General features: G+C 60.0%; 13 protein-coding genes. 4 read left to right on the top strand and 9 right to left on the bottom strand.

All coding sequences use genetic code 11. The features are described 5' to 3' along the window. Nucleotides 1-19 precede the first annotated feature (19 nt). The gene (locus ACMGEE_RS02730; RefSeq protein WP_369894751.1) at nucleotides 20-565 is read left to right on the top strand and encodes a sterol desaturase family protein; all 546 of its coding nucleotides are present in this window, start codon (nucleotides 20-22) and stop codon (nucleotides 563-565) included. Here ACMGEE_RS02730 and crtB read toward each other — a convergent pair. The 7 genes from crtB to ACMGEE_RS02765 form a co-directional block, all read right to left on the bottom strand. Continuing rightward, nucleotides 462-1,418: a 15-cis-phytoene synthase CrtB gene (crtB, locus tag ACMGEE_RS02735; protein WP_436829627.1), complete on the bottom strand. Its 957-nt coding sequence runs from the start codon at nucleotides 1,416-1,418 to the stop codon at nucleotides 462-464. The genes ACMGEE_RS02730 and crtB overlap by 104 nt on opposite strands. Next, nucleotides 1,415-2,896, bottom strand: coding sequence for a phytoene desaturase (locus ACMGEE_RS02740; protein ID WP_436829628.1), 1,482 nt, complete (start codon nucleotides 2,894-2,896; stop codon nucleotides 1,415-1,417). Before ACMGEE_RS02740 ends, crtB begins: the two co-directional genes overlap by 4 nt. After that, the gene (gene crtY / locus ACMGEE_RS02745; RefSeq protein ID WP_436829629.1) at nucleotides 2,896-4,056 is read right to left on the bottom strand and encodes a lycopene beta-cyclase CrtY; all 1,161 of its coding nucleotides are present in this window, start codon (nucleotides 4,054-4,056) and stop codon (nucleotides 2,896-2,898) included. The genes ACMGEE_RS02740 and crtY overlap by 1 nt, the downstream gene beginning before the upstream one ends. Beyond that, entirely contained in the window at nucleotides 4,053-5,324 is a 1,272-nt protein-coding gene (locus ACMGEE_RS02750) for a glycosyltransferase (protein WP_301250882.1), read from the bottom strand. Before ACMGEE_RS02750 ends, crtY begins: the two co-directional genes overlap by 4 nt. After that, nucleotides 5,321-6,364, bottom strand: coding sequence for a type 2 isopentenyl-diphosphate Delta-isomerase (gene fni, locus ACMGEE_RS02755; protein ID WP_436829630.1), 1,044 nt, complete (start codon nucleotides 6,362-6,364; stop codon nucleotides 5,321-5,323). The genes ACMGEE_RS02750 and fni overlap by 4 nt, the downstream gene beginning before the upstream one ends. A gap of 21 nt (nucleotides 6,365-6,385) precedes the next feature. Then, on the bottom strand, nucleotides 6,386-7,297 hold the full coding sequence (locus ACMGEE_RS02760; protein WP_253454280.1) for a polyprenyl synthetase family protein: 912 nt from the start codon (nucleotides 7,295-7,297) through the stop codon (nucleotides 6,386-6,388). A gap of 592 nt (nucleotides 7,298-7,889) precedes the next feature. Then, nucleotides 7,890-8,579: a hypothetical protein gene (locus ACMGEE_RS02765; protein WP_436829631.1), complete on the bottom strand. Its 690-nt coding sequence runs from the start codon at nucleotides 8,577-8,579 to the stop codon at nucleotides 7,890-7,892. A 490-nt stretch (nucleotides 8,580-9,069) separates the two neighbouring features. Here ACMGEE_RS02765 and ACMGEE_RS02770 point away from each other — a divergent pair, with 490 nt between their 5' ends. From ACMGEE_RS02770 to ACMGEE_RS02780, 3 genes are read left to right on the top strand one after another with little or no spacing between them, the layout of a single operon-like run. After that, complete coding sequence (locus ACMGEE_RS02770) at nucleotides 9,070-9,831, top strand: alpha/beta fold hydrolase (RefSeq protein WP_301250888.1); 762 nt, start codon at nucleotides 9,070-9,072, stop codon at nucleotides 9,829-9,831. A 22-nt stretch (nucleotides 9,832-9,853) separates the two neighbouring features. Further along, on the top strand, nucleotides 9,854-10,528 hold the full coding sequence (locus ACMGEE_RS02775; protein WP_370734023.1) for a heavy metal response regulator transcription factor: 675 nt from the start codon (nucleotides 9,854-9,856) through the stop codon (nucleotides 10,526-10,528). Further along, a complete protein-coding gene (locus ACMGEE_RS02780; protein WP_436829632.1) occupies nucleotides 10,525-11,994 on the top strand; it encodes a heavy metal sensor histidine kinase in 1,470 nt (489 codons plus the stop codon). Before ACMGEE_RS02775 ends, ACMGEE_RS02780 begins: the two co-directional genes overlap by 4 nt. 170 nt (nucleotides 11,995-12,164) lie before the next feature. On the opposite strand, the gene ACMGEE_RS02785 is transcribed toward ACMGEE_RS02780, so the two are convergent. Beyond that, nucleotides 12,165-15,239 carry an efflux RND transporter permease subunit gene (locus ACMGEE_RS02785; RefSeq protein WP_436829633.1) on the bottom strand — a complete coding sequence of 1,025 codons (3,075 nt, stop codon included), beginning with the start codon at nucleotides 15,237-15,239 and terminating at the stop codon, nucleotides 12,165-12,167. After that, nucleotides 15,223-16,386, bottom strand: a complete 1,164-nt coding sequence (locus ACMGEE_RS02790; RefSeq protein WP_436829634.1) for an efflux RND transporter periplasmic adaptor subunit — start codon at nucleotides 16,384-16,386, stop codon at nucleotides 15,223-15,225. Before ACMGEE_RS02790 ends, ACMGEE_RS02785 begins: the two co-directional genes overlap by 17 nt. Nucleotides 16,387-16,475: the final 89 nt, after the last annotated feature.

Consider the following 16,475-nt stretch of genomic DNA (forward strand, 5'->3'; position numbering starts at 1 on the left):
ATACCGGATGGAAAAAACTATGTTGTGGCTGTACAACACATTGATTGTGCTGGCGACTATCGCCGCGATGGAGATTATCGCGGCGCTGGCGCACAAATATATTATGCACGGCTGGGGCTGGGGCTGGCACCTTTCCCACCACGAGCCGCGCAAGGGCTGGTTTGAAGTAAACGATCTGTACGCCGTGGTGTTCGCCGTGCTCTCTATCGTGCTGATCTATCTGGGCAGCATCGGCTACTGGCCGCTGCAATGGATCGGCGCAGGCATGACCGCCTATGGCCTGCTCTATTTTATGGTGCACGACGGTCTGGTGCACCAGCGCTGGCCTTTCCGCTACGTGCCCCGCCGTGGCTATCTGAAACGCCTGTATATGGCGCATCGTCTGCATCACGCGGTGCGCGGCCGGGAAGGCTGCGTCTCTTTCGGTTTTCTCTATGCGCCGCCGGTAGATAAACTTCAGGCTACGCTGCGCCAGCGGCACGGTCGCCGCCGCCGCCGGGACGCTGCCACAGGGCCGCAGAACGAGGCGGCGCAGCCTGCTTCCCGCGAGAAGCCAGCGCGCTGACCGCCCCGCCCGCCAGCAGGCCCAGCTTTTCCGCCTTGCTGGTGCCCTGGCGGCGATCCCAGGCTTTGCTGCCGGCGCGATCGACCTTCACGCCGATTTCCCGATAGACGCCGCGCGCGGTGGCAATAGCCCAGGCGGAGCGCAGCGGCAAACCGGCCAGGCCCGCCTCGGCCGACGCATAGTAAGGTTCAGCCGTCGCCACCAGCCGCTGCGCCACTTTCGCCAGCCGGTCGCGACTGGCCGGTTGCGCATAGTTTTCCAGCGTCAGTCCTTCTTCAGCCAGCCAGTTAATTGGCAGATAGCAGCGGCCGTTTCCGGCGTCCTCAACGATATCGCGGGCGATATTGGTCAGCTGAAAAGCCAGCCCCAGATCGCAGGCCCGATCCAGCACCGCTTCATCACGCACGCCCATCACTCGCGCCATCATCAGGCCGACCACGCCCGCTACGTGATAGCAGTAGCGCAGCGTATCGTCCAGCGTGGGGTAAAGATCGCCACGCACGTCCATGGCGTAGCCTTCCAGATGATCGAACGCCTGCTGCTGCGGAATGGCATGGGCCAGCGCCACCTCCTGAAACGCGGCGAAAGCGGGATCGCTCATCGGCTCGCCCGCGCAGGCGCGCAGCGTTAACGCCTTCAGCGTTTCCAGCCTTTGCAGCGGCGTGCTTTGCGCGGCGGCGGCCTGAAAGCCCAGCTGCTGATCGTCGATCACGTCGTCGCAGTGGCGGCACCACGCGTAAAGCATCAGCGCGCTGCGCCGGGTGGCCGGATCGAACAGTTTGGCGGCGGTGTCGAAGCTTTTCGATCCCGCCGCCATGGTTTCCGTGGCATGGCTGAGCAGCGCCTCATTCATCGTGCCCTGTCCTCCAGCATCAGGCTGGCGGTCACTTTCGCAGAAGCGATCACGCCGGGAATGCCCGCGCCGGGATGAGTGCCCGCGCCGACCACATAGAGGTTATCGATTTTGCTGTCGCGATTGTGCGGCCGGAACCAGGCGCTCTGCGTCAGCAGCGGCTCTACGGAGAAGGCGGAGCCCAGATGCGCGTCCAGCTGGTCGCGGAAATCAAACGGCGTAAAGATGCGCTGCGTCACCAGCTGCTCGCGCAGGCCTGGCATGTAGTGCTCCTCCAGATAGGCGAAGATGCGATCGCGCAGGCGCGGCCCCTCCACGTCCCAGTCCAGGTTCGCCGTTCCTAAGTTAGGCACCGGCGCCAGCACATAGAAGCTGCCGCAGCCCGGCGGCGCCAGCGAGGGATCGGTTACGCACGGCGAGTGCAGGTAAAGAGAGAAGTCATCCGCCAGCTTGTCATGATGGAAAATCTCCTCAATCAGCTCTTTGTAGCGCGGCCCGAAGCAGACCGTATGGTGCGCCAGCTGGCTGTGCGGATTGTTCAGGCCAAAATAGATCACAAACAGCGAGTTGCTCATACTTTTTTTCTTCAGCGCGGCGGCCTGCGCAGCGCCATGAGGATGATGACCAAGCAGTTTGGCGTAGGTTTGCACCACATCGGCATTGGAAGCGACGGCCGCGACTTCAATCCGTCGACCGTCGGCGGTGATCGCCGCCGTAATATGGTCGCCTTCCGTTTCCAGCTTTTTAACCGGCGTGTTCAGTTCAAGTTGACCGCCCAGCTCGCAAAAAAGTCGGGTCAGGCCCTGGATCATCGCGCCGGTGCCGCCGCGCGCAAACCAGACGCCCCATTCGCGCTCCAGCGCGTGGATCAGCGTATAAATGGACGAGGCCGCAAAAGGATTGCCGCCCACCAGCAGCGAGTGAAAAGAGAACGCCTGGCGCAGATGTTCGTTTTTAATAAACTTCGACACCATGCTGTAAACGCTGCGCCACGCCTGTAAGCGGATTAGCTGCGGCGAGACTTTAACCATGTCGCCGACCGAGAGAAAAGGCACGCTGCCGAGCTTAAGGTAGCCTTCTTTGAAGACCTCGCGCGAGTAGGCATGAAAGCGGCGATAGCCTTCTACGTCATCCGGATTGAACCGTGCGATCGCCTCTTCCAGCTGCTGCTGATCGTTGTCGTAATCCATCACCTCGCCCGACTCCCAGCAGAGGCGGTAAAAAGGCTTGACCGGCAGCATATCGATAAAGTCTGCGGTGCGCCGTCCGGCCAGCGTAAACAGCTCTTCAATGGCCGAAGGATCGGTGATCACCGTTGGCCCGGCGTCAAAAGTAAATCCTTGATCTTCGTAAACATAAGCGCGGCCGCCGGGCTTATCTCGCGCTTCCAGCAGCAGCACGGGCACGCCCGCCGTCTGTAAACGGATAGCCAAAGCCAGGCCGCCAATACCGGCGCCAATTACAAGTGTTTTTTTCATCAGAAAGCTCGCAGCCGGGGAGATTTTTTTAACACGGCCAGCAACGCCTCGCCGACCGGTACCGGGGGCTTGCCTGTAAGGATCCGTGCCATATCTAAAGGTTTGAGACGACCGGCGTAAAATCTGGCGATCAGCCCATCGTCTAACTGATAGAAGCGCTGCATAACCTGCCAACGCCGCTCCGGCCGTCCGGCCAGAAACAGCATCCGGTTGAGGATGCGAAAGAAGCGCTGACGCCGCCACTGCCGGGCCATAAACTGCCCGATTAGCGGGTGCAGCCGCTCGTGCGTCGGCCTGCCGTTGTCGGCAATCAGGTCGGCCAGCGTCGCCGCCAGCGGCAGCGAGTAGCCGGTAGTAGCATGAAAGAGGCCCGCGCGCAGACCGCTGCAAAGCTGTTCCCGTTCCTGACGGAAAGCCCGTGGCTGCCCCTGGAGCGTGATCGGCAGAACGCCCTGCTCTTCGCGCTGGAGATGTTGCAGCGTCCAGCCCTGATCCTGCGCATAGTCGGCGATCCGCTGCCGCGCCTCGTTGGCGTCCAGCGCCGTACTGTCCTGATAGTGTGTGTCCTCGATCAGCAGCGTGTCTGCCGACAGCGGCAGCGTATAGACGAAACGGTAGCTCTGCTGCTGATCCACGGTGGCATCCATCAGCACAGGCCGCGTCAGTCCGTGCGGCGCCGCCAGCCGCCATTCCTGTCCCAGAAAGGCCTGTAGCCCTACCGTCAGCCAGGGGCTGGGCTGATAGCCGCGCCCGTCAATCACCGCAGCGGCGTGCAGCGTGCTGCCGTCCGCCAGCGTGACGCCGTGTGGCGTGATGTCGCTTACCTCGCACGACGTTAAGAGATTTTCGCCCAGCGCCGTTTCCAGCGCCTGCGCAAAGCTTTCCGCCGTCACGCTAAGGTAGTCGCCCGGCAGCGTGCGCGTGTAGCGAGGAAAACGCACCTCGTAGCCCTGCCAGCGGTGCGCCACCAGCGGACGCAGCCATTCATGCTGTGCGGACGTTAAGTCATCTTCATGAAAAGACCAGGTGTGATTGCCGCCCGTGCGCTCGCCCGCCTCCAGCATCAGCACCTTTAGCCCTGGCTGCCGCTGGCGTAGCCGCCAGGCTATCAGCCCGTTGGCCAGCCCGCCGCCCACCAGAATTACATCCCATTTCGTCATCCTGTCGCCTTAATCCTTTCCGAACGCGAACCCAGCGCCTGTTCTACGATATCCGCCGCCCTTTGCGCGCCGCCTGCCTGACTTAGCTGGCGCTGCGCCTCTTTCATCCTGCTGTGACAGCCTTTGTCCTGCAGCAGCGCGGCCAGCTGTTTCGCCATCGTTTTGCTGCTGGCGAAACGGGAAACGCGACGGCCCAGGCCATTCCAGACAACGCGCGAGGCGACGCCGGGCTGATCGAAAGCGACAGGCACCGCCAGGATCGGCGTCGAGCTGCTGACGGCGTCCGCCACGGTATTCAGGCCGCCGTGAGTGATCACCGCCTGCGCCTGCTGCAACACGCTCAGCTGATCGGCAAAATCCGTTACCCAGTAGGCGCCGCAGGCTTCCAGCTCCGCCTCCTGGCCGGGCGTCAGGCCGCCGCAGTGGGCGATCAGCAGCTGGACATGCAGACGACGGCAGGCGCGAGCGATGGTCCTGAACAGGCGGAAGCGGTGCCCCTGTAACGTGCCCAGCGAGGCGAAAACAAAGGGGCGCGAAGAGAGCAACGGCCAGAAGCGCCGTTCCGTGGTGGTCGGACGCAGCGGCCCGACCTGGTAAAAATGCGCCGGCAGCGCGTGGCGCGGAAAATCCAGCGCGGGCACGGTCTGGCTGATTTGCGCCAGCGGCGACAGACATTCATGCAGCCCCGTGCGCGGCGCCAGGCCAAAGCGCTCGGCGTGGCGCGCAATTACGCGGCCGTGGCTGCGCATCATCCAGTCATAGATGCGCTGGCTGGTGCGAAACAGCTTTTGCGCCCGCGGGTCGGTGCCGTAGCCAAACGACATTACCGGCAGCGGAATGCCCGGCTCGCGGTTGACCGGCAGCGCGCAGGCGACGGAAACAAAAGGCAGCGCCATGCCTTCCGCTACCAGTCCGCCAGCCGCCTCCATCTGATCGACGATCAGCCCGTCGACCCGCAGCTGCTTTAATACGCGCGGCAGCTCGCGGCACAGCATATCCGTGGCGCGGGACATATCTTTAATCAGCGCGAACAGCGACATGCCGGCAGGCGAAGCGGCCAGCCTGAGCGTGCGGGCCAGGCTGCCGGGCGGATGGGAATCCTCACCGACGGGCTGAAAAGCGATGCGCGGATCGTTGAGCAGCGCGCCCGCCTCCGCCTGATGAATAAACGTAACCTGATGACCCCGGTCAATCAGCGCCTGCGCCAGCGCCTGTAAAGCCTGCCAGTGGCTGTACAGCGGCGGCGCAACCACGGCGTAATGACTCATGCTTCGCTCCTGTTGCGGGAAAGCTTTGCCTGGCGCAGTTCGTTCAGGCTGGCGCTGCCGGTGCAGAAGCAGGCGATCCTGAGCTGGGCGATAACGGTCTGGAAGTGCGTGACGGTCGCCTCATAAGAGGCATTGGCGCTGGCGAGCACCGCCGCTGCCTGCCCCACCAGATCGGCGCCCAGCGCCAGCGCTTTTGCGACGTCGATACCGTTGGCGATACCGCCGGAGGCGATCAGCGGCAGGGTCGGCAGCGCGGCGTGAACGCTGCACAGCGCGTCGGCCGTTGGAATGCCCCAGTCGGCAAACGCCATCGCCATGGCGCGCATTTCAGGGCGCGACGCTCTTTCCGCCTCTACCGCTGCCCAGCTGGTGCCGCCAGCGCCCGCGACGTCAATCATCGCGACGCCCGCCTCGCTCAGACGGCGCGCCACCGCGGGTGAAATACCTGCACCGACCTCTTTCACCACGACCGGCACCTCAAGCTGCTTCACCAGCAGCGCGATGGCGTCCAGCACGCCGCGCCAGTCGCGGTCGCCGCCTTCCTGTAGGGCTTCCTGCAAGGGGTTAAGATGCACGATCAGCGCATCCGCCTGGATCATATCCACCGCGCGACGGGCATAGTCCAGCCCGCGCTGGCCGTGGATCTGCGCCGCGCCAAGATTAGCCAATAGCGGCACATCCGGCGCTATCGCACGCAGCTCGCTGGTCAGGCCAAAGCTGACGTCGCTTTCCAGCGCCACGCGCTGCGAGCCGACGCCCATCGCCAGGCCCAGCGTCTGCGCGGTACGAGCCAGATTAAGATTGATGTCGCGGGCGCGGGCCGCGCCGCCGGTCATCGAGCTGATCAGCAGCGGCGCGCGCAGCTGACGGCCAAACAGCGTAGTGCTGAGATCGATGTTGTCCAGATCCAGCTCGGGCAGCGCGCAGTGCTCAAAGTGCCAGTGTTCAAATCCGGTGCGGCTTTTACGGGCGTCGGCAGCCGGGTTGAGTACGATATCAAGATGATCGTTCTTACGCTGTATAAGGTTCGCGTCCTTCATTCACGCTCCGTTTGTGAATACTTAGCTAAAGGTCGCCAGCTGCTGGCTGAACCAGCTATGCATAAAACGCCGCGTCGCCAGACCGTGCTGGCAGACGGAGAGATGCTGATCGGCGCTGTGCAGATGCTCGTGCAGGCGTGAGCGCACCGCCTCGGCGCCCAGCAGCGCCACCAGCGTCGATTTTCCGGCGTCCTTGTTAATATCTTTTCCCGTGCCGCTACAGCCGTCCGCCAGATCGTCGAGCAGCTGAAAAGCCTGGCCCAGATCGCGTGCGAAACAGCCCAGCTTCTGGCGCACGGCTGGCGTTGCATCCGCCGCCAGCGCCGCTATTTGCAGTGTGGCGCTAAATAGCATGCTGGTTTTCAGGTCGTTGGTATCGGCTATTGCTTCTTCGCTGCGCGCCGTCGCGCCTTCGTTAAGATCGCGGAACTGTCCCTGCACCAGCCCTTGCAGACCCACGGCGGCGGAAAGCTCCGCCACGGCCTGGGCACGACAGGCATCCGACAGCCCTTCGGCGCCAGCCACCACGCCAAAAGCGTTGCTGAGCAGCGCAACTGCCGCGAGGATCGCCACGTCCTGGCCGAACTGACGATGGATAGTGGGCCGTCCGCGCCGCAGCGCCGCGTTATCCATACAGGGAATATCGTCCAGCATCAGCGAAGCGGCATGAACCATCTCCACCGCACAGGCGAGATCGAGCAGTCCCGGATGATTTTTGTCGCAGCCCAGGTCGTATGCCGCCAACAGCAGCAGCAAAGGACGAATACGTTTGCCTGGCGCCAGTGCGCCTTCACGCATCGCCGCGCCAACCCGGTCGCGTTCGCCACCCGCGGGCAGGAGCTGGTCAAGACGCTGATGCAGCGCGTCGCGCAGCGCCCGCAGCTCGCTTTCCTGACTCAGTGATTCTTTCGCGTTGGTTATAGTTGCCGTCACTGGTTTTCCCGTCATAACGAGTGAATTAAGAGACCGTCGTGGCCCGCTCGCCCTTTTTTCGTCGTCGGGGCGACGACGGTCATGCTCATAAGAGCTAACGCTATTTCCGTTAAGCCTGGATGATGCTTAGCGAAAAAACAAAAACATTGCATTAATACTTTTAAAAACAAGTAATTAATCAGCAAGGCCCGCTATTTTTGGCTTTTATGTCTACAAAATAGCTAAACAGACAGCTTCTTTACTGCCTGTTGACATAAAAAAACCCGCCTGGCGGGCTTTTTTAGTGTAGTTCAATTAACAAGATAGCGAAGGCTATTGTTCTTTATGGGTAAAAATTGGAACCCCGTGCTCAGGGCTGGCGGAAAATCCATCGGCACGGAGCTTGTTATATGTGCTGTACGTACAGGTTTAGCGGCGGCCGAGCCGTAAAGTGCTGTTAAGTGCATAGCGGTATGGATCGTGGGCTTGAACCTGCGGGCTATAAATGGGATGAACCGCCGGTTAATACTGGCGGTCGTTTTATTGGCTGTATAAGCCGCTTTAGTGGTCATCACCACCTGATTAAAGCGCGCATGTCATCGTCAGCTTTATATCAATCCCAGGCGCAAGCTTCACACATATGATCCACATCCAGTCCCAGCTGCGTAAGAAATGCCCCCATGATGACTATTTCTGCCACAAATGCTAACCCATCGCTTAAGAAAAGCGCGGCCAGCTGCGCTGAAATAACAGTGCCCATAATGACCCAGTTATACCAGGCGAAATTTGTTTCAAGCGCGCCGAGAAATTGTCGAATACCCGTCAATTTCCAGATAGCGCTGAGCAGGTTGAAAACCGCCTGACCTGTCGCGCGCGCGCCCTGCGCATTACGGAACGCCTGAAGTAACAGCTGCAAGCCATTTAGCTGCGCTGCATTCAACTGACTGGCAATCTGTGCCGCCGCCCGTTGAGCCGGTGCTCCCGCTATGCCGCAATACTGTAGCCCAACAGACAGGACGTCACAGATGACGGTAATTTCCCACATAGTGCATTCACTAACGCCCGTCTTATTTGGTGCAGAGTCAAGTTCCACCTCTGCGGCGGCGGCGGGTTCTGCTGATTCAATGTCATAGCGGCCATTTACCAGATCGTACATGTCATGCACCGCTTTATCCCTGTCAAAAGTCTGCCCTGGGGGAGGCGGATTATCTGCAAGAAGTTGATCGAGATGGGGTAATACGGTTGCCCTGAAAGTATCAAAGTCCTGATCTTTCAATTGATCGGATGCGGTTGGCTCAGTCATGACTGGCTATCCTCTGATGAGATATAAACAATTGATAAGTATTAAATAATTAATTGTTATACGGAAAATATTTGAATGAAAATTAATCAGACGGATGTACTTTAAAAGGAATCATTAATAATTCTATAGGATGGTCGTTGGTGTGCAAGTCAAGGGGCCGCTTTAAGTGATAGTCGTCCTCACCTGGCCAAGGGTCGCATGAAAGCAGACAAAGAAAACTCGCTATGTCTTTATCAGCAGGCTAACGGGAGCCGCACCGCAAATGCGGCTTCCCGCGAGGCTATATAAGCGCAACGGCTTTCGGCGACATACGCCTGTCAGAGGTCACCGCTATTTCAGCCTTGCGCGAATCTGCCTCTGCCGTTAATCAGTACCAGATCACCTACATCCCCTTCCCTCCGGCGTCATTTTTTTGTCATCACTCCCTCACCCTGATGTCAGCGCCGGTTTCGTATCCTGTAGACGAACTTTCCTAATCAGGAGCACGATCATGAAACTGAAAAAAGTTGTTCTTGCAGTGAGTATGCTGGTGGCAATCGCAGGCGGCACTGCGCAGGCTCAGGCGCAGCCGGTCAAGAATATTGTGCTGGTTCACGGCGCTTTCGTCGGCGGCGCGGGCTGGCGCGCGGTGTACGATCGGCTGACGCATGATGGTTATAACGTGACGCTGGTGCAGGAACCGCTGACCAGCTTTGCGCAAGACGTGGCCGCGACGCGTCGCGTTCTCGATCGACAAAACGGCCCGGTGATTTTAGTGGGGCACAGCTACGGCGGCGCGATTATCAGCGAAGTGGGCAACGACAATAAAGTGGCTGGTCTTGTGTATATTGCCGCGCACGTGCCGGAAAATGGCGAAACCGAAGCCGATAACGGCAAAAAAATCCCCAATAGCGCGCATCCGTTTGTAAAATCGAGCGATGGCTATCTCTCTATTGCCCCGGAATATTATCATGGCGATTTCGCTGCCGACCTGCCTGCCGCCCAGGCCGATTTCGAAGCCCATGCGCAGATGCCGACCAACGCGGCAGTGTTCACCGCCAACATTCCCCATCCGGCATGGAAAACGCGACCCAGCTGGTACATGGTGGCGAAAGCTGACAAAATTATCAGCCCCGATCTGGAACGTCTGTACGCCAAACGCGCACACAGCCATACGGTGGAAATTGCCGGTGCCAGCCACTCGGTGTATCAGTCGCATCCTGATGAGGTTGCGCGGTTGATCGAGCAAGCCGCGCAGCATGCACTGCCTTAACAGAGTTCACAGGGAGAAGCGCATGAAAATTTTAGTGATTGAAGATGAAGTCAAGGCACGCGAATACATGCGCAAAGGATTGACGGAAGCGGGGTTTATCGTCGACGTGGCGGAAAACGGCCAGGACGGCCTGTTTTACGCGCAGGAGCATCATTACGATTTGATTTTACTCGACGTAATGATGCCCTGTATGGATGGCTGGCAGGTGATGACGGCGCTCGATAAACAGATCCACACGCCGGTGATCTTCCTGACGGCCAAAGGCACGCTGGAAGACCGTATTAAAGGACTGGAGCTGGGCGCGGATGATTATCTGGTCAAGCCCTTTTCGTTCGCCGAGCTGCTGGCACGCGTCCGCACGCAGCTGCGACGCGGCAGCCTGCAAAAGCTGCCGGATGTGCTGACGCTGGCCGATTTGCAGCTCGATATTGTTAAACGCCGCGTCGAGCGCGGCGGTCAGCGAATCGACCTGACCAACAAAGAGTTCAATCTGCTGCATCTGTTTCTGCTGCATCCTGGCGAAGTGCTGACCCGCACCCTGATTGCTTCCCGCGTGTGGGATATGAATTTTGACAGCGACACCAACGTGGTGGATGTGGCGGTAAAACGCCTCCGGCAGAAAATTGATGGCCCCTTTGCCCAACCGTTGATCCATACCGTGCACGGCGTGGGCTATCGCTGCGAAGCAGAACCGTGAAAAAATACTCTCTCGCGGCGCGTCTGTCGCTTATGTTAAGCGCCACGGTGATGGCGATTTTTGCGCTCATTGGCCTTGCGCTTTATCACTCGCTGGCCATACAAATTGGGCTACGCGACGATGGCGCATTGCTGACGCGTATCGATCAGATCCGCACGCTGTTACGCGATGAAGATGCCATTACGCTTATCCAGCAGAAACCGCGTTTGTTTGCCAATATGCTGGGTAACACCGAGTCTTTACTGGTGCTGCGTTTTCCCGGCCAGCCACCGCTGATTGCGGTCAATCCCGGCCGGCGCCCTCTTCCCGTTATTACGCCTGTCGCCGCTGACCAGCCGCTGACGCTGTCGTCCGTTCATCACTTTGCCAGCGACGACGGCACGCCTTTTATCGCGGCGTCGGCACTCACGCCCACGCGCGACGGCAGCGGACAGATTGAGATCGTCACCGGTCGCCTGATGAACAATCGCACGCAAACGCTGCACGGCTACCGTAATCAAATTATCCTGGCGACTTCCCTGGCTGCCTTACTGGTGGCAGCCATAAGCGTCTGGCTGGTGCGGCGCGGTTTATCCCCACTCCGCCGCCTGACAACCGAGGCGAACGCGATCGATGTGCGTCATTTGTCACGCCGTATGCCCGATCAGGCTCAGGCTGAACTGCAGCCGCTTATCGCTGCTTTTAACCAAATGCTCGGTCGCCTTGAAGGCGGCTACCAACAGCTGAGCCAGGTTGCTGCGGATATGGCGCACGAGCTGCGCACGCCGATCGGTACGCTGATCGGCCAGACCGAAGTGGCGCTGAGCCAGACGCGCAGCCTTAGCGATTATCAGGCGTTATTAGGCTCCAATTATGAAGAGCTGGAGCGTCTCGCCAGGATGATCGACAACATGCTGTTTCTTGCCAGGGCGGAAGACGCCAGCCAGTCGATAGCTATTCAGCGCATCGATCTGGCGCAGCCTGGTGAGAAATTGCAGAGCTATTTTGACAATATGGCGGAAGAAAAGGCGATGCGGCTTGAGATAAGGCTGGATGGCGAACTGTCTGCCGACCCGCTGCTGGTGCAACGCGCGCTGGCGAATCTGATAGCGAATGCGCTGAGCTATGGCGAGCGTAACACCACAATCCACGTCTATAGCAAGGCGCAGCCGCACGCCATCGAACTGGTAGTGGAAAACAATGGCCCGGTGCTGAGCGCCGAGTACCAGTCGCGCATTTTTGACCGTTTCTGGCGCGCTGACACCTCACGTCATCAGGGCAGCAGCGGGCTGGGATTGTCTATCGTGCGCAGCATTATGCGATTACATCAGGGAAGCTGTGAGGTAAACAGCGAGCACGGCGTCAATCGGTTTACGCTGCGCTTTCCCGCTAACGCTGCGAATGCCGTCGTCGACGTTTCTCCCGGCCATAGTGGTAAGAACAGCGAACGGGCAAAAAGCCCGGCTTCAGCTGCATCAGGATCCTGAACGGTGGCGCGTACGTCATGCACAGGCTGCGATAAGCCAAATTCGCCATCGGGTTTCGGGCATTACCCGATGTCAGTTGCAGACCCTGAAGAGCGCTGTTTCCCGGAAAGCGCCGTTCTGAAAGCTGGCCTCCGTCCGTAAAGAGAAGCCCGGACAGGGCCAGCTTTTATCTATCCTGCTTCAGCGCCAGAAGATTTTTTCCGGCTGGCCCGGCGCGCTTCCGTCTGCATCACCAGACTCAGGGCCGCCGGCAAAACGGTGAGCGTCACCAGCGTCGCCACGATCAGCCCGCCGATAATCGCCAGCGCCATTGGCCCCCAAAAAATCTGACGGGAAATGGGGATCATGCCCAGGATGGCTGCGCTGGCCGTCAGAAGGATTGGGCGGGCGCGGTGAGAGGCAGCGGCCTGAATGGCGGCGTTATAGTGCATACCTGAGCGTCGGTTATTGTCCGCCTCAGTGATGAGTATGACCGCATTGCGGATAATCATGCCCGCAAGCGCAATGATGCCCAGCAGCGCCACAAAGCCCATCGGCGTGCCTGTCGGCAGCATAGCCAGCACGATTCCGGGCAGGCCAAAAGGTGCCATCAGCAGCGCCAGAAGCATACGGGAAACGCGCTGTAGCTGAACCATCAGCAGCACCAGCATACAGAGCAGCGTGACCGGCAGAATAGCAAATACAGAGCTGTTGCCCTTGTCGGACTCGGCTACGGCTCCGTCCTCGCTGAGGCTGTAACCCAGCGGCAGTCCGGCCCTGAAGCGGTCAATAACCGGCTTCAGCCCGGCCGATACCCTTTCGGCGCGCAGACCAGGTGCAAGATCCGTCTGCACGGTGATAAACGGCAGGCGCTGACGCCGCCAGATTACGGGATCCTCAAGCCCCCACTGCGGCGTGGCCACCTGCGCCAGCGGGATTTTCGCGCCCGTTTGCGCTGTCAGAAGCAGCCCGGACAGGCTGTCAAGACGGCGCCCTTCATCGTTGCCCTTGAGAACGACATCAACCAGCCTGTTCCCGTCACGCACGGTGGTAATCAGCATTCCCGACCACAGCGTGTTCAGATAACGGGCAATCAGCTCGGAAGAGAGGCCCGCTGCCCGCGCGGCCGACTGATCCACCTTCAGCGTGACAACCCGTTCAGGCTCGCCCGCCGTCTGGTTGACCTCACGCGTCAGCGGAGAGGCGCCAAGCGTTGCTGCCAGTCGCTCTGCCTGCGCCCTGACCTGCTGGTAGTCAGGCCCGCTGACGCGGTAGCGAACGGGCCAGCCTACGGGCGGCCCCAGCTCAAGAGGAGCAACCCGCGTGGTGATGTCGCTAAAATCCCGCGCAAGCACGCCATCAAGATAGCGCCGCAGTCTTTCTCTGGCCGCCAGGCTTTTGGCCACCACCACCAGCTGAGCGGTATTTTCATCATCAAGTAAAACGTCCATCGGCAGATAAAAGCGCACTGCTCCGGTGCCGACGTAAGACGAGTAGTGGTCAACGTCGCGGCTGGCTGATACGGCTTGTTCCAGCCGCTCTGTCTGACGTAGGGTCGCCTCCTGAGAGGCATTCGCTGGCAAAGACAGGCTGACCAGAAGCTCGGGCCGATCCGAGGCCGGGAAAAACTCGCCCTGCATCCGGGTCATACCCGCACCTGCCAGCAGCAGCGCCAGTAGCGCAAGGCCAAGCGTCAGAAGCCGGTATCGCAGAACGCGGGCGAGCAGGCGGCGATAAAGCCCGCCGAGGCGACCAGGACCGGCGGCGTGTTTCTGCAGGGTGCCCGGTAGCAGCCAGCTGCCGGTCAACGGTGAAAACAGCACGGCCACTATCCATGAGCTGATAAGCGCAATCAGCACCACGGCAAACAGGGTATAGCAGTATTCTCCCGCGCTTGAGGCGGCAAAGCCGACCGGAATAAAACCGGCAATCATGACCAGCGTACCGGTCAGCATCGGAAACGCCGTAGAGGTGAACGCATAGGTTGCCGCGCTGGCGCGTGAATCGCCGGCTTCAAGCCTGGCCACCATGGTTTCCACTGTTATCATTGCATCGTCAACCAGCAGCCCCAGGGCGATAATCAGCGCGCCGAGCGAGATCCGCTGTAGCCCAATACCGGCAAGGTGCATACAGATAAATGTCATAGCCAGCACCAGCGGGATTGCTGCCGCCACCACCAGGCCGGCACGCAGGCCCAGTGAAACAAAAGACACGGCCAGCACGATGATCACTGCCTCTACGAGCACGTGCATAAATCCGCTGACGGCCTCATCCACCACGGCGGACTGATCGGCAATACGCGTCATCTCAATACCGTGCGGCAGCCGTTCGGCCTCGCCTGCCATGCGCGCGCGCAGCGCCTGGCCGAAAGCAAGCATATTCCCGGTCTGCGCCATCGAGACGGCGAGCCCGATCGCAGGCTGTCCGTTGACGCGATAAAGCGGCGCAGGCGGCTCTGTAGGTCTGCGCACGACGGCGGCAATCGCTGTAAGAGGGATATAGCGTCCGTTTACCCGCAGCGTCACCGTGCGCAGGCTCTCTTCGTTTTTGAAAGCCCCGCTGACTCGCAGTGCTATAGTGTCATCGGCCGTACGCACGGTACCCGCTGGCTCTACCACGTTCTGCGCGCGAAGCGCCTCAGCGACCTGCTGTAAATCCAGCCCCATCGATGACAGCTTACGCGGTGAAAAGGCCACCACCAGCTGCTCTTCCTGCTCGCCCAGCAGCTGAATTTTACCCACGTCCGGCAGGCTCATCAGATCCCGGCGAATGTTGTCCACCCGATCTCTTAATTCCCGCATGGAAAAACCCTCTGCGGTAAACCCGTAAATAGTGCCGAAGGTGTCTTCAAAATCATCGTTGACGGCAGGCCCCTGCACGCCCTGCGGTAAAGAAGGGGCGGCATCCTGCATTTTTTTACGTACCTGATACCAGATGTCGGCAACCTGCGCAGGGGGCGTATCATCGCGAAGGTTTATAAAGATAACGCTGCGCCCGGCGTGCGTCTCGCTCTGGACGTAGTCAAGCCGGGGGATCTCCTGCAGTTTTTTCTCCAGCGCGTCGGTCACCAGCCTGACCGTATCGCTGAGGTTCGCGCCCGGCCATTGGGCAGAAACCACCGCTGTTTTGATGGTAAATGCGGGATCTTCAGTCCGTGAAAGCTGCTCATAGCTTATGATGCCCGCAGCCATAATGAGCAGCATCAGGAAGGCAATTAACTGCTGCTGCTTCAGCGCCCAGGCAGAAAGGTTAAAGCTCTGCTTCATCCTGATCCTCCTTGCTCCAGGCCACGCGCTCGCCGTCACGCAGGCTTCTGACGCCCGCTGTAACGACCCGCTCCCCGGGCGCGATCCCGGCGCGTATAAATACGGAATCTGCCGAATAGCCTGCGATATGCACGGCTCTCCGACGGACCCGATTGTTAACCGCATCCAGCACAAATACGGCGGGATCGCCTGCCTGGCGCGTCAGGGCCGACGCCGGAAGCACCATAACCGCCTCAGCTGCCGTTTCTGCGGCTGGCAGCGTGACCGTGACGCTGGCGCCCATCGCCATATCGGGCGGTGGATTATCCAGCGTGACCCGCACTCGCCAGCTTCGCGTTTGCGGATCGGCCTGCGGACTGATATCGCGCAGATGCCCCAGCGCGCTTACGGTCGGATCCCGCAGCAGCGCAAGGTGAAAAACGGCACCGGGCTGGCGGGATACCATTGCGGGACTGGCAACGTCAAACACGACGTCGCGGCCATTGCCAGCGGCAACGGTAAATACCGTTTCCCCGGCGCTGACAACCTGCCCTGCTGATGCGCTGACGCCCGTCACTACGCCGCTGGCAGGCGCGGTAAGGGCCGTCCAGCGCAGGTTTTCCTTCGCATTTTTCAGCGCCGCCTCGCTGCTCTGCGTGCGCGAAAGCGCCGCCTGCCAGTCAGCCGTGGCCGTATCCAGCTGAGCACGAGCGATAGCACCGGACGGCATCAGAAGACGCATTCGATGCAGATTAAGCAGCGTCACTTTTTCTGCGGCCCGGCTGCTGCTGACATCAGCCTGCGCGCTGATAACCTGGTTCAGCGCCGCCGGACTGTCCAGCACGGCCAGCGTGTCGCCCTGGCTGAACCGGCTCCCGACGTCGGCACTGCGCGTCAGTATGCGGCCCTCCAGCCTGAAACTCAGGGAGGTTTCATCATGCGCGCGGACTTCACCGGTCAGCGTCTGCTGAGCAGGAGCCGTGCGCGGGCCGATCGTCATCCATTCAACCGGACGCGGTGCGGGTGGATTTTGTTGTTTTTGCCGATCGCAGCCGGTCAGCATAACAGCCATCAGCACAAGGCCGAGCAGCAGTAAGACACTATGATGTCGCAGATCCAGCAGTTGCCAGGCCCCCTGTTTTATCAGGCCTGGAAGGTTGTCTGACATGGCGCAGTTCCTCAATTGAGTTTTGCGCCATTAAACCTCGCCATTATCAAGAACCCGGCCACATTCCATCAAGGGAGTGTCAAGACCCT

The sequence above is a fragment of the Erwinia artemisiae genome (genome assembly GCF_051400835.1).
Taxonomy (GTDB): Bacteria; Pseudomonadota; Gammaproteobacteria; order Enterobacterales; family Enterobacteriaceae; genus Erwinia; species Erwinia aeris.

What these genes read in the sequence shown, in the direction of transcription:
- ACMGEE_RS02750 (WP_301250882.1), bottom strand. Translation starts at nt 5,324, where the DNA reads ATGAGTCATTACGCCGTGGTTGCGCCGCCGCTGTACAGCCACTGGCAG.
- crtY (WP_436829629.1), bottom strand. Translation starts at nt 4,056, where the DNA reads ATGACGAAATGGGATGTAATTCTGGTGGGCGGCGGGCTGGCCAACGGG.
- fni (WP_436829630.1), bottom strand. Translation starts at nt 6,364, where the DNA reads ATGAAGGACGCGAACCTTATACAGCGTAAGAACGATCATCTTGATATC.
- ACMGEE_RS02770 (WP_301250888.1), top strand. Translation starts at nt 9,070, where the DNA reads ATGAAACTGAAAAAAGTTGTTCTTGCAGTGAGTATGCTGGTGGCAATC.
- ACMGEE_RS02765 (WP_436829631.1), bottom strand. Translation starts at nt 8,579, where the DNA reads ATGACTGAGCCAACCGCATCCGATCAATTGAAAGATCAGGACTTTGAT.
- crtB (WP_436829627.1), bottom strand. Translation starts at nt 1,418, where the DNA reads ATGAATGAGGCGCTGCTCAGCCATGCCACGGAAACCATGGCGGCGGGA.
- ACMGEE_RS02790 (WP_436829634.1), bottom strand. Translation starts at nt 16,386, where the DNA reads ATGTCAGACAACCTTCCAGGCCTGATAAAACAGGGGGCCTGGCAACTG.
- ACMGEE_RS02730 (WP_369894751.1), top strand. Translation starts at nt 20, where the DNA reads ATGTTGTGGCTGTACAACACATTGATTGTGCTGGCGACTATCGCCGCG.
- ACMGEE_RS02740 (WP_436829628.1), bottom strand. Translation starts at nt 2,896, where the DNA reads ATGAAAAAAACACTTGTAATTGGCGCCGGTATTGGCGGCCTGGCTTTG.
- ACMGEE_RS02775 (WP_370734023.1), top strand. Translation starts at nt 9,854, where the DNA reads ATGAAAATTTTAGTGATTGAAGATGAAGTCAAGGCACGCGAATACATG.
- ACMGEE_RS02785 (WP_436829633.1), bottom strand. Translation starts at nt 15,239, where the DNA reads ATGAAGCAGAGCTTTAACCTTTCTGCCTGGGCGCTGAAGCAGCAGCAG.